The organism is Corticimicrobacter populi (genome assembly GCF_003123725.1).
GTDB classification, from domain to species: Bacteria; Pseudomonadota; Gammaproteobacteria; order Burkholderiales; family Burkholderiaceae_B; genus Corticimicrobacter; species Corticimicrobacter populi.
The window spans coordinates 1-23,137 of record NZ_QETA01000005.1; the positions used below are offsets into that span (position 1 = coordinate 1).

The 23,137-nt window shown below is 59.0% G+C and carries 19 protein-coding genes; 4 read left to right on the top strand and 15 right to left on the bottom strand.

What is annotated here, in order from left to right; all coding sequences use genetic code 11:
• Positions 1–144: 144 nt before the first annotated feature.
• The 15 genes from DD235_RS11785 to rpmH form a co-directional block, all read right to left on the bottom strand.
• Positions 145–1,170, bottom strand: coding sequence for a virulence RhuM family protein (locus DD235_RS11785; RefSeq protein WP_109062302.1), 1,026 nt, complete (start codon positions 1,168–1,170; stop codon positions 145–147).
• On the bottom strand, positions 1,167–4,376 hold the full coding sequence (locus DD235_RS11790) for a type I restriction endonuclease subunit R (RefSeq protein ID WP_109062303.1): 3,210 nt from the start codon (positions 4,374–4,376) through the stop codon (positions 1,167–1,169). The genes DD235_RS11785 and DD235_RS11790 overlap by 4 nt, the downstream gene beginning before the upstream one ends.
• Positions 4,376–5,050, bottom strand: coding sequence for a hypothetical protein (locus tag DD235_RS11795; RefSeq protein WP_109062304.1), 675 nt, complete (start codon positions 5,048–5,050; stop codon positions 4,376–4,378). The genes DD235_RS11790 and DD235_RS11795 overlap by 1 nt, the downstream gene beginning before the upstream one ends.
• Positions 5,050–5,790: an abortive infection family protein gene (locus DD235_RS11800; RefSeq protein WP_109062305.1), complete on the bottom strand. Its 741-nt coding sequence runs from the start codon at positions 5,788–5,790 to the stop codon at positions 5,050–5,052. Before DD235_RS11800 ends, DD235_RS11795 begins: the two co-directional genes overlap by 1 nt.
• Entirely contained in the window at positions 5,787–7,067 is a 1,281-nt protein-coding gene (locus tag DD235_RS11805) for a restriction endonuclease subunit S (RefSeq protein ID WP_109062306.1), read from the bottom strand. The genes DD235_RS11800 and DD235_RS11805 overlap by 4 nt, the downstream gene beginning before the upstream one ends.
• On the bottom strand, positions 7,057–8,592 hold the full coding sequence (locus DD235_RS11810; RefSeq protein ID WP_109062530.1) for a class I SAM-dependent DNA methyltransferase: 1,536 nt from the start codon (positions 8,590–8,592) through the stop codon (positions 7,057–7,059). Before DD235_RS11810 ends, DD235_RS11805 begins: the two co-directional genes overlap by 11 nt.
• A gap of 305 nt (positions 8,593–8,897) precedes the next feature.
• Positions 8,898–9,890 (bottom strand): restriction endonuclease, encoded by a 993-nt coding sequence (locus DD235_RS11815; protein WP_162300479.1) that lies wholly within the window; start codon positions 9,888–9,890, stop codon positions 8,898–8,900.
• Between the two features lie 26 nt (positions 9,891–9,916).
• Positions 9,917–10,234 carry an HVO_A0114 family putative DNA-binding protein gene (locus tag DD235_RS11820; protein WP_035269521.1) on the bottom strand — a complete coding sequence of 106 codons (318 nt, stop codon included), beginning with the start codon at positions 10,232–10,234 and terminating at the stop codon, positions 9,917–9,919.
• A 161-nt stretch (positions 10,235–10,395) separates the two neighbouring features.
• On the bottom strand, positions 10,396–11,586 hold the full coding sequence (locus DD235_RS11825) for a tyrosine-type recombinase/integrase (protein ID WP_109062308.1): 1,191 nt from the start codon (positions 11,584–11,586) through the stop codon (positions 10,396–10,398).
• A gap of 183 nt (positions 11,587–11,769) precedes the next feature.
• Positions 11,770–13,287, bottom strand: coding sequence for a tRNA uridine-5-carboxymethylaminomethyl(34) synthesis GTPase MnmE (gene mnmE, locus DD235_RS11830; protein ID WP_109062309.1), 1,518 nt, complete (start codon positions 13,285–13,287; stop codon positions 11,770–11,772).
• 27 nt (positions 13,288–13,314) lie between these two features.
• Entirely contained in the window at positions 13,315–14,019 is a 705-nt protein-coding gene (locus DD235_RS11835; protein WP_109062310.1) for a MarC family NAAT transporter, read from the bottom strand.
• Positions 14,020–14,168: 149 nt separating this feature from the next.
• Positions 14,169–15,881, bottom strand: a complete 1,713-nt coding sequence (gene yidC, locus DD235_RS11840) for a membrane protein insertase YidC (protein WP_109062311.1) — start codon at positions 15,879–15,881, stop codon at positions 14,169–14,171.
• An 84-nt stretch (positions 15,882–15,965) separates the two neighbouring features.
• Positions 15,966–16,262: a membrane protein insertion efficiency factor YidD gene (yidD, locus tag DD235_RS11845; RefSeq protein ID WP_109062312.1), complete on the bottom strand. Its 297-nt coding sequence runs from the start codon at positions 16,260–16,262 to the stop codon at positions 15,966–15,968.
• Positions 16,256–16,645: a ribonuclease P protein component gene (locus DD235_RS11850; protein ID WP_239990128.1), complete on the bottom strand. Its 390-nt coding sequence runs from the start codon at positions 16,643–16,645 to the stop codon at positions 16,256–16,258. Before DD235_RS11850 ends, yidD begins: the two co-directional genes overlap by 7 nt.
• Positions 16,642–16,776 carry a 50S ribosomal protein L34 gene (rpmH, locus tag DD235_RS11855; protein ID WP_043679136.1) on the bottom strand — a complete coding sequence of 45 codons (135 nt, stop codon included), beginning with the start codon at positions 16,774–16,776 and terminating at the stop codon, positions 16,642–16,644. Before rpmH ends, DD235_RS11850 begins: the two co-directional genes overlap by 4 nt.
• Positions 16,777–17,014: 238 nt before the next feature.
• Between rpmH and dnaA the strand changes: the two genes are divergently transcribed.
• From dnaA to DD235_RS11880, 4 genes are all read left to right on the top strand, one after another.
• Complete coding sequence (gene dnaA / locus DD235_RS11860; RefSeq protein WP_109062313.1) at positions 17,015–18,499, top strand: chromosomal replication initiator protein DnaA; 1,485 nt, start codon at positions 17,015–17,017, stop codon at positions 18,497–18,499.
• A 2-nt stretch (positions 18,500–18,501) separates the two neighbouring features.
• Positions 18,502–19,611 carry a DNA polymerase III subunit beta gene (dnaN, locus tag DD235_RS11865; RefSeq protein ID WP_109062314.1) on the top strand — a complete coding sequence of 370 codons (1,110 nt, stop codon included), beginning with the start codon at positions 18,502–18,504 and terminating at the stop codon, positions 19,609–19,611.
• Between the two features lie 21 nt (positions 19,612–19,632).
• Positions 19,633–22,095, top strand: a complete 2,463-nt coding sequence (gene gyrB, locus DD235_RS11870; RefSeq protein WP_109062315.1) for a DNA topoisomerase (ATP-hydrolyzing) subunit B — start codon at positions 19,633–19,635, stop codon at positions 22,093–22,095.
• A 466-nt stretch (positions 22,096–22,561) separates the two neighbouring features.
• Positions 22,562–23,134: an RNA polymerase sigma factor gene (locus DD235_RS11880; RefSeq protein WP_109062317.1), complete on the top strand. Its 573-nt coding sequence runs from the start codon at positions 22,562–22,564 to the stop codon at positions 23,132–23,134.
• Positions 23,135–23,137 lie beyond the last annotated feature (3 nt).

The window sequence follows — 23,137 nt, forward strand, 5'->3', positions numbered from 1 at the left end:
GCCGAACTGGGCATGATTCCCATCGTGGCGGCCACCAGCAATGCGATAGCTCATGCCATCGGCAAACGCTTCTATGAGTTTCCGGTTTCTACGGAGAAGATTCGGAAGGCGTTGGAGTAGTTGGGGGAGGGGGAGAGCTTGGACTTAGGTGTTCGGCTCACCGGCCGCCAGTTTTTTCACTGCTTTGTCGAAATCGCTTTCAAACAGGCGGTCCTGCACAATTCTGTACTTCTCAAATTCACTTTCCGCATGTGTCTGGGCAAGTTTTGCAGAAATCTTTCCGCTGTTCTGCAGCACTTCCCGTTCATCAAATTCGAGGAAAGCGTCCAACCGCTTGGACCAGTCTTCCATGCTCATGGGAATCTTGCGGCGAGCACGATCCTCGGCCAGTTCCAGATAGGCGTTGACGATACGACCCAATGAATCCAACTCGTCCTTGGTCAGGTAGTTCTTGGCCACGGCCACGTCGGTTTTCAGGATCTTGCCTTCGGGCGCGCTCGCCCAGGAAGTCAGCCCCATATGTGGCTTGCTGCTATCGGCCCGCTTGCGGATCAACTCTGCAGCGGTATGGCCGTGGATGGCGTAGTGCAGTTTGTTCTGTACTTTGGCGAAGAAGGTCTTGGTGGTCGGTGCGTCCTTGTTGTAGTCCACGCTGGTGGCATAGATGTCGGTGATCTTCTGGTAGAAGCGTCGCTCGCTGAGGCGTATCTCGCGGATTTCTGCCAACAGCCGCTCGAAGTAGTCCTCGCCCAGGAAGCTGCCGTTTTCCATGCGCTGACGATCCAGCACATAGCCCTTGATAGCGAACTCACGCAGCACGCCAGTCGCCCACTGGCGGAACTGCGTTGCGCGTAGGGAATTGACCCGGTAGCCAACGGAAATGATGGCGTCGAGGTTGTAAAACTGGGTCTGGTAGTTCTTGCCGTCACTGGCAGTTATCCGGAATTTCCGGATAACTGCTTCTGCGGCCAGTTCCTGGCTGGCAAAGATGTTCTTCAGATGCTCGCTGATGGTGCGCACATCCACCCCGAACAACTCAGCCATCAGCTTCTGCGACAGCCACAGGGTCTCGTCCTCGTAGCGAGCTTCGATGCTCTGCTCGCCGGCCTGTCCAGTGAAGATCAGAAACTCGGATGTGCTGTTGCGGATTAAGGTGCGTTTGCCACTCATAGCGCATCTCCTCCGGAAGTTGGCAGGTTCCACATAGCTGACAGTGCTTCAGCTTGTTGCAACACCGTCTGCACCGCTGCGTCCTGTAAATCTGGCGGGTAACCGTATTTACGCAGGATGCGCTTGACCAGCACACGCATTCGCGCCCGCGCCGAATCTCGGCGTGCCCAATCCACTGAAATGTTGCCCCTCAGGCTCACTAGCAATTCGTGAGCAATCACCTTGAGCTTGTCATCGCCGATTACTTGCACTGCCGAGTCGTTCTCAGCCAGTGCATCGTAGAAAGCGATTTCATCCGCGCTCAGGCCTTGCTCCTCGCCCCGCGCACGCGCAGCGCGGATGTCTTTGGCGATCTGAATCAGTTCCTGCAACACCTCAGCGGTGGTAATGGCATTGGCATGGTAGCGCGCAATCGCATCTTCCAACCGTTCTGAGAATGCCTTGGTCTGCACGATGTTGTTCTTGCTGCGTGAGCGGATGCCGTCATTGACGAGTTTGCGCAATGCCTCCAGCGCCAGGTTTTTCTTCTCCATCTGCTGCACTTCAGCGAGGAACTCGTCAGACAGGATGGAAATGTCCGGCGATTGGATGCCGGCCGCCTTGAGTATGTCTACGATCTCGGTGGAGACCACCGCCCGGCTGACGATCTGTCGGATGGCTAGGTCGTGTTCCTGTGTGCTGATGCCCGACCCTGTGGCGCTTTTGACCAATGCCTCGCGGATAGCCTGGAAGAAGCCGACTTCCTCGCGAATGGCGCGCGCCTCATCCGAGGCGGAAGCCAGGGCATAGGCCGTGGACAAGGCGAGGACCGCATCCTGATAACGACGTTGTGCGTTCTTTTTGCCTTCGTCGGTAGTTTCTGCCGCTGCCCATTGCTGCTGCTTATCCAGAATCCACTCAATGGCGCCAGCCATCATCACCAAGCGCTGCGGTGGTGTGCCGCCCAAAGCTGTGAGATAGTCGAAGCCGTGGTACATGTCTCGTACCACCTCGTACTTCTCCCGCATCTGTGCGATGGCCTGTACCTCGTCGATACCAGTATTTTCCTTGTCCCGTGGTGAATACTGCGCCAGTGCGGATTTCAGGTTTTGGGCAATACCGATGTAGTCGACAATCAAGCCGGCAGGCTTATCACGAAACACGCGGTTGACCCTTGCGATGGCCTGCATCAAACCGTGACCCTTCATCGGTTTGTCTACATACATGGTATGCATGGATGGTGCGTCGAAGCCAGTCAGCCACATATCGCGCACGATCACCAGCTTCAGCGGATCGTTAGGGTCTTTCGCTCGCCTGGCCAACAGATCGCGCCGGGCTTTGTTGCCAATATGCGGTTGCCACTCCGGCGGGTCGCTGGCTGCGCCGGTCATCACGATCTTGACAGCTCCCAACGTATCGTCAGCGTTATGCCAGTCAGGGCGAAGTTTGATGATTTCCTTGTACAGATCAAAGCAGATTTCGCGGCTCATGCACACCACCATCGCCTTGCCATCCAGCGCAGCGACCCGCTCCTCGAAGTGTGTCACCAAGTCTTGTGCCACCAAGGCCAGTCGCTTCTGGCTGCCGACCAGCCGTTCAACAGCGGCGGCACGCCCCTTGAACTTTTCTCTTTCATCCGAGCCTTCGTTCTCCAACAAGGCCTCAACCTCGGCGTCCAGCTTGGGCTTCTCGTCTTCATCCAGTTCAATACGAGCCAGCCGCGATTCGTAATAGATCGGTACTGTTGCCCCATCTTCGACTGCACGACTGATATCGTAGATGTCGATGTAATTGCCAAACAACGCAGGGGTGTTCACGTCAGTGGCTTCGATGGGCGTACCGGTGAAGCCGATGAAAGAGGCATTGGGTAGCGCATCGCGCATGTATTTAGCAAAGCCATAGGAGACTTCGCCAGTCTTCCTATCCACCTTGGCCTTCAACCCATATTGGCTGCGGTGCGCTTCGTCGGCTATGACCACCACATTGCTGCGTTCGGTCAGCGGTTCGCTCACTTCACCGAACTTCTGCAAAGTGGTGAAGATCACGCCGCCGGAAGCACGTGCGAGCAACTTCTGCAAATCCTCACGGTTCTCGGCCTGCACCGGCGTTTGCCGGATCAAGTCCTTGCACATCGAGAAGGTGGCGAACAACTGGTCATCCAGGTCATTACGGTCGGTGAGCACTACCAGTGTTGGGTTCTTCATCGCCGAGTGCTGTACCAGACGACCGGCGTAGAAGGCCATCAGCAAGCTCTTTCCGCTGCCCTGGGTGTGCCAGATCACGCCTGCGCGCCGGTCACCATGTGCCTGTGTCTCCACGCTGGGCAATCCGTAGTGCCCAGGTTCTTCGTGCACACTTCGACTTGAGCTGGCGGCTCGGATGGTGGATTCAATGGCGTGGTTGACCGCGTGATACTGGTGATAACCAGCAATAATCTTGACCAATCCGCGCCCAGCCTCTCCGAACGCAGTGAACCAACGCAGCAGGTCGAGAAGGCGTCGAGGTTCGAACACGCCTTCGATCAGTGTCGGTAGCTCGGGCTGTCCCTTGGGTAGCACGTCCTTGCCGTCGGTGGTACGCCATGGCATGAAACGTTCCAGATCTGCGGACAGCGAGCCAACCCGTGCCGTTATGCCATCGGAGGTGACCAGCACGGCATTCGTGTGAAATAGCGCGGCGATCTGCTGCTTATAGGTCTGCAACTGATTGAACGCGCCCACCAGGTTTGCCCCAGCGCTGCCGGGCGCTTTCAACTCGATCACCGCCAGTGGCAGACCGTTGACAAATAACACCACGTCCGGTCTGCGCTTGTATTGACCGCTTATGACCACGAACTGCTGAACAGCAAGCCAGTCGTTGCTCTCGGGCCGCTCGAAGTTGAGCAGCAATACCTTGCCTGCGGTGAGTACACCGTCGTCTGCGTAGTATTCGATATCCACGCCTTCGGTCAGCAGCTTGTGGATACGGCGATTTTCCTCCAGCAGGTTTGGTAGTTCGCTCTGGGTGAGCTTGCGGATGGCGTCGGCCCTCGCCTCCGGCGGCAACTGCGGATTAAGCCGTAATACAGCATCCTCTAGTCGCGCTTTCAGAATGACGACATCATGACTTTCACGCTCCGGCGCACTGCCGTCCGGGCCGATGGTGTTGTCCGAGGTTATGGTATAGCCCAACCTGCGTAGTTGTTCGAGCAGGGCTTGCTCAACTGCGGCTTCTGATAGAAATGCCATCAGCTCTGCTCCTCATCGGAAGGTGGTTGTCGTGCCGGAACGACTTTCCTTATGTGCTCCTCGATTGAGGTTGCATCAATAAATCGAATCTGTGCGTCAGCGGTTTTGGCCAATGTGCCCATGTGCTTCTTGATGTCAGTCAGCGCATCAGCGATCTTGACAATGGATGGCTTTTCGACAATCCCCGGGAGTCCGGCATACGCCGAGACATCCAAAAGGTATTTTTCAGCGTGTAGCTTCTTTTCTCCAGCAGCACGCCAGCTAACCTTGACGTAAAAAGGTTTGAGTTGCTTGCTGACGTTCGTGTCTTTGGGCCTGAACAGATTGAACCCAATGGCAAAGGTAAAGCTGAACTTCTCACCCTGACCAATCATGGTCAGCGCAGGGCGTTCTTCGGTGTGCTTGAACAGAATATGATAATTCTCGAAATCGCCGTCTTCACGCTCGAACGAATAGCAGACATCCAAGGCTGGGCCCGAGCCCACATTGGAAAGTGAGAGTTGCAAGGCTCCATTACCGTCTGGGTGTGGCTCAAAATGGGCAACGACCTGCGGCAAACTGCCCGCTTTCCGCAGCGCGCGGTTTTCGCGTAGCAGCGCATAAGTGAATGCTGTGTAGATCAGGGTGGAAAAGCCACCCACCGCGGTTCCAATGACTGCCCAATCCCAGGCCATCAGGGTTCTCCTTGTTCTGCGTCTTGCTCCGCTATAGGAGCATCACGTGCGGCGTTCAATGCTTCGATATAAGCATCACGATCAAGCTGGTAGAGCAAACGGCTAACGGAAACATTGAGGGGAAAGGAATCATGGCCAGGCAGAAGAATACGAAACTCAGGATTGCCGTCATCGTCCATCAGCAGTTCCAACCCGACATGAGCGTCAATCAACTGGTTGAATTCTTCAAACCGCTCCCATGGCTCGCGCGAATTGACCGGGTCTCGCTGCGCTTCCAGATAGGCTTGGTGCAGAAACATCACCAGCGCATCCGCTGATAAGACTGCTGAGCGGCGATGATGGATGGACAGTTTGGCAAGAAATCCATCCCGCCCATGACTCACTGGACCAGATTCGTTCCGTAGATCGCCCAATGCTGTTGTCAGTTTGTGATGTTGCGATACCAGCTTGAGAAATTTGTTGTTCTGGTTTTCTCCAAGCTTCAGCACGCGTACTGCAGCACTGACCCACTCACCGAAATCCGGAGCCGTGGCTTTCGGCTTGACGGGTTGGGTAAGTGAATCCAGTTCATTCACGATGATGCGGCAGAAAACTTCGACGATGGATTTCGCGCAGTCGATGCACGCGTCGTTGTCCTGGTCCAGCGTGCGCTCCAGTGCCTCGAAAGTCTGCTGCAACATTGGCGCATCGCGCCAATATAGGCAAGCCTCACGGATACCAGGGCACCAGTCCAGACTCATGTTGTTTCTCCCCGGAAGCGCTGCTCCTCATCCTTTACACGAAACTCGCCTGAAATCAGCTTTGGCAGCAGGGTGTCGCGGAGTTGGGCGAGTGTCCGGGATTGGCGTTCGTTCTCAACGATACGCTGATGTAATGGTCTTACTTTCTGTTCGAACTTATGTAGGGTTTCTGCAGGTGGAACGATTATGGGTAGAGGACGGAAGTTGCTTTTACTGATTTCGAGAAAGGTTGAGCCGTTGGCATTTCCGACGATGGCATCCATGTTTTCGCGGCACCAGTTCAACATGAAAACGTTGGACAGCACTCCGTTGCACTTCATGGCAATAAAGCCTTGATTGATAGCTGTCGGCACTTCTGTAATCGCCAGGTAACCAATTGGTGCACGCGATGAAAGCAACAGGGTCCCGGAGGGCAACAAACCCGACGTAATTTTTGCCAAGCCCGCGTCGGTGATTTTGCGTTCAGTAGCCAATAACACTGGAAAGACGATCGAGGACAAATCTTTGGGCGTGGCCCAGTGGTATGTACCATTATCCCAGTATTCGACTTCCTTAGTGCTCGGCGTCGAGCCCCCGAATATGGCGACCTCCTCACCGACTGTAGATACACGCCAGCCTTTCGGAATCAAGCCTAGTTTTGATTCCCACATATCCTCTGGCGGTACGCCGTCAAAGTCTACAAACCAGGACTTAAACAGACCGCTGGCCATCGCTTCCAGCGTCTGGTTCATATGTCGGTTAAGGTTGATTTTATCGTCCAACGCACCAAGGATACGGGCGATGACGCATTGTTCTTCGAAAGGAGGGATGCACGTTACAAAACTCTCAATTCGTCCTGGTGACGTGTGCTTGACCGTAGTACCTGTAGCAGAACCTACAACCCACGAACGATATTCATGTGTGCGTAACAGATATTGCACAAAGCGCGGAGATGTTTGCACGTCTGGGTTGAATTCCAGCAGCCCGACTCTCTGGTTATGCAACCAAGTCATTTCATCCCTAGGAATGCTTGCTGCATAACCAAGCGTGTCCGACTCTTTGCTCAAATCGGTCATAGTCACAACGACTTGCTCAGGCCTGAGAACATAATCTTGCGGAACTGGTCCGCGATAATACTTTCGCTTGTCGTCTTTAAAGCCACCACCGATAGCAAAATTCCCAGGTGTTACCAGCACAGTTTTTTGCGGTTCATCAGTGAAGTGCTCACCCTTAAAAGCGAAGCCGTGTTTCACCTTAAATAAATCGCCGAGCGATACCTCACGCCATTCAGCAACCATAGCCCAGCTCCGACAGGTTGACTTCGATGAGTGCATCAAGTTTTGCCGCTTCTGATTGCTGTTTGCGCCACTGCGCTGCGAGGCGCTGCATTTTTTTATCGAATGGTTCACCATTGTCCGTTTGCGCCATAGCGCCGACGTAGCGCCCCGGTGTGAGCACATGACCGTGTTTGCGAACGTCAGCAAGCGATGCGGATTTGCAGTAGCCGGGTACATCGGTGTATACGCCCGCATGCTTTTCGCCCCGCCATGCATGGTAGGTATCTGCAATCCTGGATATTTCGTCTTCGGTCAACTCGCGTCGGGTACGGTCAACGAGCACACCCATGTTGCGTGCGTCGATAAACAGGATTTCTCCGCGCCGGTCGCGCAGCTTGCTGTTCTTCGCCAGTCCGTTGCTACGGTCTTTGGCCAGTATCCAAAGGCAGGCTGGAATCTGCGTGGAGTAGAACAACTGCCCCGGCAGCGCAACCATGCAATCCACCGCGCCGGCTTCGATCATTGCCTTGCGGATCTCGCCCTCGCCGCTCTGCTGGCTGCTCATGGAGCCATTCGCCAGCACCACACCGGCAAAGCCGTGCGGCGCAAGGTGGTGGAAGATGTGCTGCAACCATGCATAGTTGGCGTTGCCCACCGGCGGCGAGCCGAATTTCCAACGCACGTCATCGCGCAGGCGCTCGCCGCCCCAGTCGGAAATGTTGAACGGAGGGTTGGCGAGGATGAAGTCGGCCTTTAGGTCGCGTAGCTCGTCCCTGTGGAAGCTGCCCTCGTTGTTCCAGCGGATGTCGCTGTCGATGCCGCGCACGGCAAGGTTCATCTTGCACAGGCGCCAGGTGGTGTAGTTGCTTTCCTGGCCGTAGATGGCGATATCGCCGATACGCCCGCCGTGCTCGTTCACGAATTTCTCACTTTGCACGAACATACCACCGCTGCCGCAACATGGGTCGTACACGCGGCCTTTGTACGGCTCAATCATTTCCACTAGGGTGCGTACCACGCTGCGCGGCGTATAGAACTCTCCGCCACGTTTACCTTCGGCACCGGCAAACTGACCGAGGAAGTACTCGTATACCCGGCCCAGCACATCCTTGGACTTGTCGCCCCTCTCGTTCAGCGCGATGCCGGAAATCAGATCAATCAGTTCCCCCAGCATCACCTTGTTGAGGGCAGGCCGAGCGTAGTCCTTGGGTAGCACGCCTTTCAGGGATTCGTTGTCTTTCTCGATGGCGCGCATGGCGTCGTCGATCAGCGTCCCGATGCTCGCCTGCTTGGCGTTAGCTTGTAGGTGCGACCAGCGTGCTTCCTTGGGTACCCAGAAGATGTTGTCGGCGAGATATTCATCCTTATCTTCCGCCGCCAGCGGGTCTTCCGCCAACAACTCTGCATGACGAGCCTCGAAAGCATCCGAGATGTACTTGAGGAAGATCAGGCCGAGCGCGACGTGCTTGTAATCGCTGGGCTCCATGTTGCCGCGCAGTTTGTCGGCGGTTTTCCACAGCTGGTCGGCATAGTCGATTTCCGACACGGGTGTCTGACTCGAAGCTGCTGTTGTGGCCTTGGGCTGTGCAGACTTAGGTTTGGGAGCATCTTTGGGTACGACCGTCCCGACGTGCGTGGTTGTGTTCAAGGCAACTGAACCGCCGCGTCCCCGTCCTGGGCGGACTCGGCCGTCTTTGATCAGTTGTTGCTTGATACGCTGGTAAGTGCTGTCCTGCCAACCCAGTGCTTCGAGCAGACGTTGATTTCCCGCGCTGCCGCCCAAGGAGGTCAACGTGGCGATAAAGCGTTCAATCAGTTGTTCAGTAGATGTCACTTATTATTCCTCTGGCTTTAAGCGGGCCAGTACAGCCGCTTCAGCGGCACGATTCGTTTGGTTTCGGCATCGGTGGCGTCGTAATGCTCGATCAGGGCGCGCACCACATGATCCAGCGTCCACATTGCCAGCGGGATGGATGCTCGATCTGCTTCGTACTGGGCATCCTTGGAGAAGCCACCAGTGCTTACATATAGCCCACGATCATCCTTGTGGCGGCCGCCGAGGAAGCTGCGGATATCCTGACTGCCCATTTGCCCCTTGCGGTGCTTGACCTCCACGACGATGCGCGGGTGTTCGAAGCCAAAGCCGTCTGGCGAGGCAACGATGTCCTTGCCTCGATCCGAGCCGGGAGGCGAGACCTGCGTCTTGTAGCCCATGGCGCGCAGGATGCCGGCGACCAGTTGCTGCATGTCGTCCCAGTCGAGTTCGTTGACCCGATCCTTGATGCGCTCCAGCGCCTGGGATTCGATATCGGCCAATGGATCGGCGATGACTTCCTCGGCTTCATCTTCCACGGCTGGCGCCGGTTTACCCTTCAGCGCCGCCAGCACTTCGGCTGCCGCGCTGGATGGCACTTCGAACAGGGTCAGGGTCGAACCCAGGCTGTTCTTTGTGCTGGTGCCCAAGCTGTCGCGTGGCAATTCCTGCGTTTGCCACTGCACCTTGCGCGCCAGCGGCATGCCTTGCTCGGCCCACTCAGGGTGGTGTTCGGCTGACCTCGTGACCTTGCCGATCGAGTACAGGCGATTGGCTGGCGAATAGGTGATGATCCAGTCGCCATCCTGGATGTCGTTGACGAAGCGCCAGACCTGCGATGCACCCGATACCACTGTGCCTTGCTTTGCCTGTGGGTCGGCGGATTGGTACAGGGCGATTAGCTGCTTGCGTCCGACACCGGGTTTGGCATGGGCTGCCAATTGATTCCAGCCCACGGCAGCTACGCCGCGTTCTCGAAAGGCGTCATACAAGCTTCCGCCTTCGCCTCGCACCATCCACATCCGTGCCATTGCATTCCCTCTCTTATTCGTAGCCATCAATCCAGCACCACCAGAAACTCAGTCGCCAGCGCTGTCGGCTGAACATCTCGAACATTGCGCTGCAGCGACACCAGGCCGTAATCCGACATCATCCGCAGCGTGCGCGACAGGTTCGGCACCTTGCGGCCACTGAGTTCGGCCAGTTCGGTCAGGGATTTGGGTTGTTTGTCGTGGATTAGGCGCAGCAGGCGGCGGTTGTCGTCCGACAGCACCGCTGCCAGTGATGCCAGTGACGGAAACCAAATACTGGGCGTTTCGCTTCCCTTTGGTGGCGAACCTTCTGGCTGTCGGATACCCACAATGCAGCGCTTCATGATCGCAAATCCAATGACACGTTGACTCAAAATTGTATCAGTCTCTGATAATCATCGTCGATCATAAATGCCTGTCAAAAAGGAAAAGGCAAGGGAATGGCAATCAAGGGACAACGGCCCTATTCAGAAAAGGAAAAGGCCATAGTCTTCCCCCGGATGGACTACACCACCAGATTTCCCGACGGTGCCAGCCCGTCGATGTAGTCCGCCCACGCCTGCAACATCTCCCGCCGCTGCTCAGCGTACTCGGCGCGGTTGTAGACACCGCGCACGCCGCCGATGGTGTGGTTCGGCGCCTTTTCCACCACATCCGAAGGCCAGCCTTGCTCATGCAGCAACGTCGATGCGGTGCGCCGCAGGTCGTGGATGGTGAAGGCAGGAATCTCCTGCCCCTGTAATGACACCTTCAGCGCCTGGTTCAGCGCATTGTTGGCGAAGGGCTTGGCCAGGGTGCCACGCCCCGGCAGCACCCAGTCGCTGCTGCTGGCCAGCGGCTTGAGTTCCTTGAACAGCGTCTGCGCCTGGGTGGACAGGTAGACGATGTGTGGCTTGCCGGTCTTGGAGTTCTCGACCGGAATGTGCCATTCGCCTTCGTCCAGGTGCACGTCCTTCCACTGCGCCAGCATCAGTTCGGACTTGCGCACCAGGGTCATCAGGATCAACTGGAAGGCGATCTTGAACTGGCGGCGGATGTTGGAGGTCTGCATGGCGCGCAGGAACTGCCGGATCTCGTCCGGCGTTAGCGCCCGGTCGCGGGCGGCGGCGCGGTAGACGTGCCGCATGGGCAGAGCCATGACCGGGTTGGCCTGGATCAGGCCGCAGGTCAGCGCGTAGTCGAACATGCGCTTGAGCAAGCCGCGCACCTGGCCGGCCGCGGCATCGAAGCCTTGTTCCTTCTTGCGCCAGATGACGCCGCGCACGTCCTCTGCGGTAATGTTCCGGACCGGCTTGCTACCGATGTGCGGCAGGATGTCCTTCTCCAGGTAGCGGCGAGGCATGGTTACGTCCTTGCGGTCGCGTGACTGGATGTCCTTGAAGAAGCGTTCGGAGAACTTAGCCACGGTGGCGTCTTCTGCGCCGGCCACCTTGGCTTGCTGCTTCTTCTTTGCCGGTGATTCGCCCATTGCCACTTGCTGGGCCGCCTCATCCCGCTTCAGCCGAGCGTTCTTCAGCGTTAGCGCAGGGTACTTGCCCAGCGTCAGCTTCTCGTACTTGCCGTTCAGCCGGTAGCGGTAACGCCAGACGATACCCCCGGTCGGGAACACTTCCACATGAAGCCCCCGGTCGTCGGTGACCGTGTAGGTCTTGTCTCTGGGCTTGAGCGCCTTGAGTGCGTTGTCGGTCAGGGCCATCTCATCCTCCGTATGTCCAAGTAGACAGAGGAAAGCAATAAACCCGCTACTTGGAACTAAACTTGGACATAAAAGTGAGTAGCCTTGACTGTATCACCGAATCACTCAGTAGACAAAAATCCCTTTATTTATGCGGGTTACAGGCACATAAGCAGACTTCAGTGGATGTCCTTGAATCCAAAATCACTTCCCGATGCAGAAGCTGGAAAAAATCTCCCCCAGCAAATCATCACTACTGAAAACTCCGGTAATCTCCCCCAGCGCCTCGTGTGCCAGCCGCAGCTCTTCCGCAAACAGATCCAGCACGCGGTCATCCATCTGTGCGTGCGCCCAGGCCATTTCCAGGTGCTCGCTGGCGCGCAGCAGCGCCTGCATGTGTCGTTCCCGGGCCAGCCAGGGGGATTCCATCGAGGCATTCCAGCCGGCCAGCCGCAGCAGTGTCTGGCGCAGCGTATCCAGCCCCTGGCCGGTGGCGGCGGAAATACAGAGGATCTCGCCGGCATCGCGCCGTCCGTTGGGGGAAGGCTGTGCGGCGCAGGCGAGGGTGTCCGTGCCGCCCGGCAGCAGGTCCAGCTTGTTGTAGACGGTCAGTACCGGCGTGCCGGCCGGCACGCGGGCGGCAATGTCCGGCTCCAGGATGGGTGATTCACCCATGGCAGGCAGATGACTGCCTCTGGGTAGATCGGAGGCCCCCGGCTCATTGACGTGACTGCGGGCTGCCGCAGCATCGGTGTTCTGTGCCGACCCGTCGGTCAGTTCCATCACCGAGCGGATATCTCGCAGATGCAGCACCACGTCCGCCTTCTCGATTTCCTGCCAACTGCGGGCGATGCCGATGCGTTCGACCGTATCTTCGGTGTCGCGCAGGCCGGCGGTATCGACGATGTGCAGCGGCACGCCGTCGATGTGGATCTGTTGCTCGACCTTGTCGCGGGTGGTGCCGGCAATCGGGGTGACGATGGCGGCCTCGAAGCCGGCCAGCGCATTGAGCAGGCTCGATTTGCCCACATTGGGCTGGCCAGCCAGCACGACCCGCAGACCTTCGCGCAGGATCACGCCCTGGCGTGTCTGAGCGATGATGGTCTGCAGGGTCTCCCGTAGTTGTTGCAGCGTACCGCGTGCCTGGTATTTTTCGAGAAAATCGATTTCTTCCTCGGGAAAGTCCAGCGTGGCTTCGACCAGCGTCCGCAGGCCCACAATGTCGCCTGCCAGCGCATCGACCTGGGTCGAAAAGGCACCGGACAACGAGGCCATGGCACCGCGTGCGGCGGCGTCCGAAGAGGCTTCGATCAAGTCGGCCACGGCCTCGGCCTGCGCCAGGTCGAGGCGATCATTGAGAAAGGCCCGCCGGGTGAACTCCCCCGGCTCGGCCAGCCGCAGGCCCAGGTCGCGGCCCGCTTCCAGGCAGCGCTCCAGCACCTGTCGCAACACAGCCGGGCCGCCGTGGCCTTGCAGCTCAAGCACATCCTCGCCGGTGTACGAATGCGGGCCGGGAAAGGACAGCACGATACCCTCGTCGATGGTACTGCCGTCGTCCCTCAGAAAAGGCAGGAAGTGTGCGTGGCGTGGTCTGAGGGGCTGGGCGAACAGACGTGTGCGCAGTGTGGTGAGGTCCGGGCCGGACACGCGCACCACACCGATACCGCCCCGGCCTGGGGCGGTGGCGATGGCGGCGATCAGGTCGGTGTGATGGGCATTCATGCAAACTCCTGCTGGCGCGAGCTGCCGCTAGAACGCTGCAGCGGGTGCTGCCGTGGTTGGGGTGACGATTTCCTGCACGCCGTTGATCACGAACTGGACCGCCATGCAGACCAGCAGGAAGCCCATGATGCGTGAAATGGCCTCCACGCCGTTGTGGCCGATGAATTTGACGATCTTTTCAGCCGAGCTCAGGCAGAGCCAGAACAGCAGGGCCAGCAAGGCGAAGACGATGACCGGCGAGACCATCAGGACCCAGTCTGCATATTCCTTGGTATCGCTGCCGTTGATGGTGGCGGCCACGCTGACGATCATCGCGATGGTGCCGGGGCCGGCCGTGCCCGGCATGGCCAGCGGTACGAAGGCGATGTTGGGCACATTGGCGCTGGCCATGGCCGTCTCGTTGGTCTTCTGGGCCTCGGGCAGATCGGTGTTGCTGCTGGGAAACAGCATGGTGAAGCCGATGAAGGCCACGATCAGGCCACCGGCGATGCGCATGCCGGGTATGGAAATCCCGAACGACTGCATGATCAGATGTCCGCCAAAGAAGGTGACGATCATGATCATGAAGACATAGAGCGTGGCCTGGCGCACCTGTGCCTGACGCTCCTTGTAGGGGATGAAGCGGCTCAGTGACAGGAACATGATCATCGATGTCAACGGATTGGACAGCGGCAGCATCAGCAGCAGGCCCAGGCCGGTCAGCGAAACAAGGTCGGTCAGGTCTTTCAGCATCTCAGTGTGCTCCGGGAAAAACTCAGCAAGGGTAGACAATAAACAAAAAGGCGCCGGCTGTCTGCCTGGCGCCTTCGGAGACTGCGTCGTGGAACGGGCCGATGGTCATCCCCAAGGATGTCGGACAGCCCGTTGCCTCGTCATGCCGCTCAGTTGTTGGCGGCTGCTGCCGTCTGCTTTTCTATCTTCTTGGTGATGTACCACTGTTGTGCGATCGACAGGATGTTGTTGACGCACCAGTACAGCACCAGACCTGCCGGGAAGAAGAACATCATCCCGCCGAACACCAGCGGCATGATCATCATGATCTTGGCCTGCATGGGATCGGGCGGCGTCGGGTTCAGCTTGATCTGCAGGAACATGGTGGCCATCATCACGGCGGGCAGGATGAAGTACGGATCGCGCACCGACAGGTCATGCACCCACAGGATCCAGGGGGCACCGCGCATCTCGACGCTGGCCAGCAGCACCCAGTACAGCGAGATGAAGACCGGGATCTGCACCAGGATCGGCAGGCAGCCGCCCAGCGGATTGATCTTCTCGTTGCGGTACATCTCCATCATGGCGGCGTTGAGCTTGGGCTTGTCGTCGCCATACTTCTCCTTGAGGGCCTGCAGACGCGGGGCGACCATTTTCATCTTGGCCATCGAGCGGTAGCTGGCCGAAGCGAGCGGGTAGAAAGCGGCCTTGATCAGCACCGTCAGGGCGACGATGGTCCAGCCCCAGTTGCCCAGCAGCATGTGCAGCCAGGTCATGAGCGCGAACAGCGGCTTGGCGATGATCGTCAACCAGCCATAATCCACCACCAGGTCCAGGCCGGGGGCCAGGGCTTCCATGGCTTGCTGATCCTGGGGGCCAACCCACAGGCGGGCCGAAGCGATGGTGGTCGCACCAGGGGCGATGGCATCGACGGGTTCGATGGCGCGCACGGCAAACAGGTTCTTCTGCAGCTCAACGATGTCGTTGGTGCGCAGCTTGCCCTGCGGCGGTACCCAGGCCGTGGCGAAATAATGCTGGATCATGGCGATCCAGCCATTGTCTGCCTGACGGACGTAGTCAGCCTTGTTCTTCTCGATGTCGGAGAAGGTGACCTTCTGGAACTTGTCCTGGTTCGAGTATACGGCCGGACCGGTGAAGGTACGGTAGAAGCTCGACGAGTCGGCGGGCTGGTTGCCATCGCGGGTGATCTGCAGGTAGACCGAGGGCGACTTGGCAGCTTCGCTGGTGTTGGTCAGGGCATGCTTGACGTCAACGATGTAGCTGCCCTTTTGCAGGCTGAAGCTCTTGACCAGGCGTACGCCGCCCGACTCGGCCTGGAACACCACGGTCAGATTGTCGCCGTTCAGTTCGCGGTCGGCGCTGATCACGCTGAATTGCGACAGGTGGTTGGGGTAGGCCTCGGCACCGGCGGGCGCACCCACGGCACCGGTCTGCACCAGGTAGGTCAGGGCAGGCACGTTGTCGAGCAGGATAGTGGGCTGGTCGGAGCCGCTGCTGGCCGGATACTTGAGCAGCTCCGCCTTGATGATCTGCGCACCCTGGGTGTCGAAGGTCAGGCGCAGTACATCGCTGGAGACGACCAGCAGACGATCCTGCGGGGCGTTGTCTGCGGGCACGCTGGCCAGCGTGGGCTGTGATGCGCCCGGCACGGTGCCGGTGGCTGCGGCAGGGGCCTGCGCGGCCGCGGGCACGGCCGGATCGGCGGCACTCTGCGTACCGGCAATGGGTGCGCTCGTGGTATCGGCCTGTGCCGGCTGGGAGCTGAACAGGCCGGGCTGACCATTATGGGTCTGCCAGTTGTTCCAGAGCAGCAGCAGCGCGAAAGAAAAGATCATCCAGAGGATGGTGCGTCGAATATCCATGGTGCCTGCAGAGAGTTAAATCCGGCCGGAGCGGAAAGGGTGTGTCGGAATCAGGTTTGCGGCAAAGTCCACAAGTTTAGCCGGTTAAGGCTGCGGATGGTGGCGTCCGTCATGTTCGCCGTGTTCGTGTTGCGGCCCATGCGGTGCGTGGTTCGCGCCGCACTGGCAGCCCGGTACCGGATCGATGCCGCCCTGGGCCCATGGGTGGCAGCGGCCGATGCGTCGCACCATCAGCCAGAATCCCTTCCATGCGCCATGCGTCTCGATGGCTTCGATGGCGTACTGGGAGCAGGTGGGGGTGAAGCGGCACGAGTGGCCGGTCCAGGGGCTGATGAAATAGCGGTAGAAGCGGATCGGTGCGATCAGCAGTGACTTCAGCATTGGGCCGCCCTCCGAAAATGCCTGTCCAGCTCGGCGCGTGCCTGGCGCTTGAGCTCGGTCAGCGAAGTTTCGGGAATGCGGTTGCCCAGGCGCACGACATAGTCGGCAGGCGGCAGTTGCCCCTGTATCTGGCGAAAGGCTTCGCGAGCCACACGCTTGAGGGCGTTGCGACTGACCGACAGTGGTGCAAGGCGTTTGGCAACGATCAGCCCCAGGCGCGCGCGCGAGCAGGCGGGCGCGTCGGAGGTCGCTGCAGGTGCGCTATGCAGTACGAACAAAGCCCCTCGGGATACGCGGCGGTTCTTGAGGCACGCGGCGTATTCGGAAGGGCGCAGCAGGCGGGCGGCAGCGGGAAAGCGGGCTGTCGGCCGAGGCTCGATCACACTGCCAGGCGCTTGCGGCCCTTGGCACGGCGTGCGCTCAGCACGGCGCGGCCGGCACGGGTCTTCATGCGCACGCGAAAGCCGTGGGTGCGCTTGCGACGGGTAACGGAGGGTTGGAAAGTACGTTTCATGTTCAGATCCGGGTTGGTCTGGAGGGTTGGTCCAAGGGCAGTACCGAGCCGCATCCCAGGCTGCATCAGGCATGGCCTGCGCAGCAGAAAATCGCCCGCTACAGTGAAAAGCCCTCTATTTCATCAAATTTTTGCAGTGTAGTCAAACGGTTAGAGGTGGTGAACGTGTAACCGGGTAGGCGGCCTGTGGATAACATGGGCCGGGACAGGGTAGAATCGAGGTTTGGATAAGAGTCAAATGAACGAGTTCTGGCAAACCTGCGTTTCCCGGCTGGAGCAGGATATTCCCCCCCAACAGATCAGCGCGTGGATACGCCCGCTGGTACCGCTTGCGTACGATGAAACGCAGGCGGTGCTGCGCGTGGCCGCACCCAATCGCTTCAAGCTCGACTGGGTGCGCAAGAATTATTCACTGCGCATCGAGGAGTTGGCAGCCGAGTGGTTCCATCGCCCGGTGCAGGTCACGTTTGAACTGGCCCAGGGGCGGGCTGGCCTGGCACCTGCGCCGGCTCCTGCTGCGCCCGCACCGATCCCGGCTCCGGCCATTGGCCTGCTGCCTACTGAAACCCCACTGCCGGCTGAGGTACCTGCTTCGTCCGTTTTCCAGGCCGATACCGGTACGCAGCACGCGACCCGGATCGAGGCCCCGACACTGGTGCTGGCGTCCCAGGCTACGGGTCAGGCGGTTTACGATCGTTCGCGGCTCAACACCGACATGACGTTCGACAACTTCGTCACCGGCAAGGCCAACCAGCTGGCGCGCGCCGCTGCGCTGCAGGTGGCCGAAAATCCAGGCGTCTCGTACAACCCGCTGTTCCTCTACGGCGGCGTGGGCCTGGGCAAGACCCACTTGATCCACGCCATTGGCAACGCCATGGTGCAGGCCGGCACCGGCTCCAAGTCCAAGGTGCGCTACGTACACGCCGACCAGTATGTCTCCGACGTGGTCAAGGCCTACCAGCGCAAGGCGTTCGACGATTTCAAGCGCTACTACCATTCGCTCGACCTGCTGCTGATCGACGATATCCAGTTTTTCTCCGGCAAGAATCGAACCCAGGAAGAGTTCTTCTACGCCTTCGAGGCGATGGTGGCACAGCGCAAGCAGATCATCATCACAAGCGATACTTACCCCAAGGAACTGGCAGGCATCGACAGCCGCCTGATCTCGCGCTTCGATTCCGGCCTGACGGTCGCCATCGAGCCGCCCGAACTCGAAATGCGCGTCGCCATCCTGCTGCGCAAGGCCGATTCCGAAGGCATGCCCATGCCCGAGGAGGTGGCTTTCTTCATCGCCAAGCATCTGCGCAGCAACGTGCGCGAGCTTGAAGGTGCGCTGCGCAAGGTGCTGGCCTATGCACGCTTTCATGGCCGCGATGTGCTGACGGTCGAGATGTGCAAGGATGCGCTCAAGGACCTGCTGTCGGTCTCCAACGGCCAGATCACGGTCGAGAACATCCAGAAAACGGTGGCCGATTTCTACAAGATCAAGGTCGCCGACATGTATTCGAAACGCCGGCCTGCCAATATTGCACTGCCGCGCCAGATTGCCATGTACCTGGCCAAGGAACTGACCCAGAAAAGCCTGCCCGAGATCGGCGATCTGTTTGGCGGTCGCGATCACACGACAGTGCTGCACGCGGTGCGTAAAATCTCCGATGCCCGCACCAAGCAGACCGAACTCAACCATTCCCTGCACGTACTCGAACAAACGCTCAAAGGATAACCATGCAACTCGTACAGACCACGCGTGATGCCCTGCTCAAGCCGTTGACTACGGTGGCTGGCATCGTCGAGCGCCGCCATACATTGCCCATCCTGGCCAACATCCTGCTGCGCAAGGAAGGCGAGAACGTATCCTTCGTGGCGACTGATCTCGAAGTGCAGATCACCACCCAAGGCAGCTTTGGCGTCGGTGCCGAGGCCGAGTCCACTACGGTGGCCGCCCGCAAGCTGCTCGACATCCTGCGTGCGCTGCCCGACAGCAACGACGTGCGCCTGAGCCTGGCAGGCAGCAAGCTCAACGTGCAGTCCGGCAAGAGCCGCTTTGCCTTGCAGACCCTGGCAGCCAGCGAGTTTCCGACCCTCAGCCAGCCCGAGACCTGGGATGTGTCGCTCACTCTGACCCGCAAGGCATTGCGCCACCTGCTCAACATGGTGCATTTCTCCATGGCTCAGCAGGATATCCGCTACTACCTCAACGGCATGCTGCTGGTGTTCGAACCCGAGCAACTGCGTGCCGTGGCGACCGATGGTCACCGCCTGGCTCACGATGCCACGCCGGTCACCGGCCCGGCACAGCGCCACGAGGTCATTGTGCCGCGCAAGACCGTGATGGAAATGCTGCGCCTGCTCGATGAGAGCGAAGAGCCCGTTCAGATCGATGTGGCCCAGGGCCAGATCCGTTTCCGTTTCGGCGATGTCGAGCTGATCTCCAAGCTGGTCGAGGGCAAGTTCCCCGATTTCACCCGCGTGATCCCGACCAGCTACACCCGTCACGTCGATATCCGCCGTGATGCATTGCAGGGCAGCCTGCAGCGCGCCGCTATCCTGACCAGCGACAAGTTCAAGGGCGTGCGCGTGCAGTTCACCACTCATCAGATGCGTATTTCCTCCTCCAATGCCGAGCAGGAAGAGGCGCAGGAAGAGCTCGAGATCGACTACAGCTTCGAACCGCTCGATTTCGGCTTCAATGTCAGTTATCTGCTGGACGTGCTGGGCAACGTCAAGACCGAGAACATCCGCTGGTCGGTCGCGCCCGATGGCAACGCCTCCACGCTGATCACCCTGCCCGACGACGAAAGCTTCAAGTACGTCGTCATGCCGATGCGCATCTAACCGACAGGACCGCACAACACTATGTCCGATCAACAGAATACGACTACGCCGACTTCTTCCGGTACCGAATACGGTGCCGACTCGATCAAGATGCTCAAGGGCCTGGAGGCGGTACGCAAGCGTCCGGGCATGTATATCGGTGACACGTCAGATGGTACTGGCCTGCACCATATGGTATTCGAGGTGGTCGACAACGCCATCGACGAAGCGCTGGCCGGTTATTGCGATGACATCGTGGTCACCATCCACGCCGACAGCTCGATCTCGGTCACGGACAATGGGCGGGGCATCCCGACCGATATCCACCATGATGACGAGCACGGCCGCAGCGCTGCCGAAATTGTCATGACCGAGTTGCATGCGGGCGGCAAGTTCGATCAGAATTCCTACAAGGTCTCCGGTGGTCTGCACGGCGTGGGCGTGTCTTGCGTTAACGCGCTGTCCGAGTGGCTGCGCCTGACGATCCGCCGCAAGGGCCAGGTGCATCACATGGAGTTTCGCCAGGGTGTGCGCGTCGCACCGCTGGCCGTGATCGGCGAAAGCGATCAGCACGGTACCGAGGTGCACTTCCTGGCCGATCCGCTGATTTTCAACAACATCGAGTTTCACTACGAAATTCTGGCCAAGCGGCTGCGTGAACTGTCCTTCCTCAACAACGGTGTCAAGATCCGCCTGGTCGACAAGCGCACCGGCAAGGAAGACGATTTTGCCTACTCGGGTGGCGTCAAGGGCTTTGTCGAGTACATCAATCGCAGCAAGACGGTCCTGCATCCCGATATTTTCTCGGTGTCGACCGAATCGTCGGCCGGTGGTGTGTCCGTGGGTGTCGAGGTTGCGATGCAGTGGAACGACAGCTACGCCGAAAGCGTGCTGTGCTTTACCAACAATATTCCGCAGCGTGACGGCGGTACCCATATGACCGGCCTGCGCGCCGCCATGACCCGCGTCATCAACAAGTACATCGCCGACAACGAACTGGCCAAGAAGGCCAAGGTCGAGACGTCCGGCGACGACATGCGCGAAGGCCTGGCCTGCGTACTGTCGGTCAAGGTGCCCGAGCCCAAGTTCAGCAGTCAGACCAAGGACAAACTGGTCTCCAGCGAAGTGCGTCCGGCCGTCGAAGAGGCTGTGGCGCGTACGCTCGAAACCTGGCTGCTGGAGCATCCGGCCGATGCCAAGGCTCTGTGCGGCAAGGTGGTCGAGGCCGCCCGTGCTCGTGAAGCGGCCCGTCGTGCCCGTGAAATGACGCGGCGCAAGAGTGTGCTCGAAGGGGCTGGCCTGCCCGGCAAGCTGGCCGACTGCCAGGAAAAGGATCCGTCGCTGTGCGAACTGTACATCGTCGAGGGTGACTCCGCAGGAGGCTCGGCCAAGCAGGGCCGTGACCGCAAATTCCAGGCTATTCTGCCGCTGCGTGGCAAGGTGCTCAACGTCGAGAAGGCACGCTTTGACCGACTGGTCGCCAGCGAGCAGATCGCGACCCTGATCACCGCGCTGGGTACCAGCATCGGACCCGATTTCAATATCGACAAGCTGCGCTATCACCGCATCATCATCATGACCGATGCGGACGTCGATGGCGCTCACATCCGCACGCTGCTGCTGACGTTGCTCTATCGCCAGATGCCTGAGCTGGTCACGCGCGGCCATATTTATATCGCCCAGCCGCCGCTGTACAAGGTCAAGGTCGGCAAGGATGAGCGTTATCTCAAGGATGATGTCGAGGAAGCGCAGTTCATGCTGCAACTGGCGCTGCGCGATGCGGAACTCAAGCCGTCCGCCGAGGGCGATCTCATCACCGGTGACACACTCGAAACCTTGGCGCGCCAATACCTGCTGGCCAATAGCGTGATTTCACGTCTGGGCCGCATCATGGATGAGGCCACGCTGAGCGCCCTGGCCGAAGGCGTAGCGATTGAGCTTGACGACGTGGCCCAGGCCGAAGCCTCTGCGAAGCGCCTGCAGGAAGCACTCTTCAACCCGCTGGTGCCCGAGAATGTGACTGTGCTGGTTGAGACCGATGTCGAAAGCGGTGTGCCGCGCCTGATCGTTCAGCGCCAGCATCATGGCAATGTCCGGGTCACGGTGATCGATCAGCATTTCCTGCGCAGCGCTGATTACGGCGTGCTGTCGCGTGCCGCGCAGACGTTCCTGGGGCTGGTCGGCAACGGTGCCGTGGTGGCCCGTGGTACGGGTGACAAGCGCCGCGACAAGCCGGTCGCCGATTTCCGCGAGGCCATTCAGTGGCTGTTCTCCGATGCCGAGCGCGGCTTGTCCAAGCAGCGCTACAAGGGTCTGGGTGAAATGAATCCCGACCAGTTGTGGGAAACCACCATGGATCCGACCGTACGTCGCCTGCTGCGCGTGGAGATCGAGGATGCCCTGGCAGCAGACGAAATCTTCACCACACTGATGGGTGACGAGGTCGAGCCGCGCCGGGCGTTTATCGAAACGCATGCACTGACGGCAGCCAATCTGGATATCTAGGCTGTTTGAGGTGTTTTGAGTGCCATCAAGGGGTTGCATGATTGCAGCCCCTTGATGTTTTGATACGAATGTCTACCTGAAGGCAAAACCGTATAAGTGAAAATCCATACATCTGCCATACCCTTGCACGCGCTTTCCCTGGCGAATCTCACTGCTACCAACTGCGAAATGGCAGGCATTGTGCGGGCGATGCCGCACTGATCGCTGGCACGGCCCAGGCCGTTGCTGGCCATATGGGACTGAGCACAGAAGATTGCCTGTCAACCTATATTCAAACTGCGTTACAGCAATTTTCTGTGGCCGATGCATGTGAAAAATATGCTGAGGCAACGCGAGAGATGATTTTGAAAGTCCAAGAGCTGGGTGGTGTGGTCATTGAACCCGCAAGCCATTGAGAGATACACGTAAAAAATAACGCTTCTCTTTTGTGATAATCTTGCACGTTTCGCAATCACGCGATCGTGTCATGCGCGCCCAGAACGATACTCACCCCCTCATTGCCGCACTGGTTCATCACTACGATGAACTGGTACGTCATGCTGGTCGTGTGTTCCAGGGGCGCAGTGCGCACCAGGCTCGGGATATGGCCCGCGAAGCCGTGCACGAGGTGTGCCTGCAATTGCTGCGCCAGGATGCGCCGACCGGTACGGTCCGGATTCCGCTCGCGTTCCTGCGCACCCTGAGCCGACGGCGGGCCATCGATTGCCTGCGTGGCGAGGTACTGCGGCAATCGTTGAACGGCAGCCTGGATCTTCATCCCGAGTGCCTGGAGTTGACGGCCTGCGCCAACCAGGAGCCCGAGCATCGCTACTATGCGCGCCAGCAGTTCGAGCTGCTGGTGCAGGCTATCGAATCGTTGCCGCCGCGCTGCCGGGATGTTTTCGTGCTGTGCAATATCCATCAGTGGCCGCAGCGACAGATAGCCGATCATCTCGGCATTTCGCTCAAGACCGTGGAAAAGCATCTGCGCACAGGGATCGCCTGCTGCCGTTTCGCGTTGGCCGATGTGTTGAACGAAGCGGGTGTGGTGACGGCCTGAAGC

Excerpts from the sequence above, each read along its gene's own strand:
- DD235_RS11785 (WP_109062302.1), bottom strand. The coding sequence starts at position 1,170 with ATGAGTGGCAAACGCACCTTAATCCGCAACAGCACATCCGAGTTTCTG.
- DD235_RS11790 (WP_109062303.1), bottom strand. The coding sequence starts at position 4,376 with ATGGCATTTCTATCAGAAGCCGCAGTTGAGCAAGCCCTGCTCGAACAA.
- DD235_RS11795 (WP_109062304.1), bottom strand. The coding sequence starts at position 5,050 with ATGGCCTGGGATTGGGCAGTCATTGGAACCGCGGTGGGTGGCTTTTCC.
- DD235_RS11800 (WP_109062305.1), bottom strand. The coding sequence starts at position 5,790 with ATGAGTCTGGACTGGTGCCCTGGTATCCGTGAGGCTTGCCTATATTGG.
- DD235_RS11805 (WP_109062306.1), bottom strand. The coding sequence starts at position 7,067 with ATGGTTGCTGAATGGCGTGAGGTATCGCTCGGCGATTTATTTAAGGTG.
- DD235_RS11815 (WP_162300479.1), bottom strand. The coding sequence starts at position 9,890 with ATGGCACGGATGTGGATGGTGCGAGGCGAAGGCGGAAGCTTGTATGAC.
- DD235_RS11820 (WP_035269521.1), bottom strand. The coding sequence starts at position 10,234 with ATGAAGCGCTGCATTGTGGGTATCCGACAGCCAGAAGGTTCGCCACCA.
- DD235_RS11825 (WP_109062308.1), bottom strand. The coding sequence starts at position 11,586 with ATGGCCCTGACCGACAACGCACTCAAGGCGCTCAAGCCCAGAGACAAG.
- mnmE (WP_109062309.1), bottom strand. The coding sequence starts at position 13,287 with ATGAATGCCCATCACACCGACCTGATCGCCGCCATCGCCACCGCCCCA.
- DD235_RS11835 (WP_109062310.1), bottom strand. The coding sequence starts at position 14,019 with ATGCTGAAAGACCTGACCGACCTTGTTTCGCTGACCGGCCTGGGCCTG.
- yidC (WP_109062311.1), bottom strand. The coding sequence starts at position 15,881 with ATGGATATTCGACGCACCATCCTCTGGATGATCTTTTCTTTCGCGCTG.
- yidD (WP_109062312.1), bottom strand. The coding sequence starts at position 16,262 with ATGCTGAAGTCACTGCTGATCGCACCGATCCGCTTCTACCGCTATTTC.
- rpmH (WP_043679136.1), bottom strand. The coding sequence starts at position 16,776 with ATGAAACGTACTTTCCAACCCTCCGTTACCCGTCGCAAGCGCACCCAC.
- dnaA (WP_109062313.1), top strand. The coding sequence starts at position 17,015 with ATGAACGAGTTCTGGCAAACCTGCGTTTCCCGGCTGGAGCAGGATATT.
- dnaN (WP_109062314.1), top strand. The coding sequence starts at position 18,502 with ATGCAACTCGTACAGACCACGCGTGATGCCCTGCTCAAGCCGTTGACT.
- gyrB (WP_109062315.1), top strand. The coding sequence starts at position 19,633 with ATGTCCGATCAACAGAATACGACTACGCCGACTTCTTCCGGTACCGAA.
- DD235_RS11880 (WP_109062317.1), top strand. The coding sequence starts at position 22,562 with ATGCGCGCCCAGAACGATACTCACCCCCTCATTGCCGCACTGGTTCAT.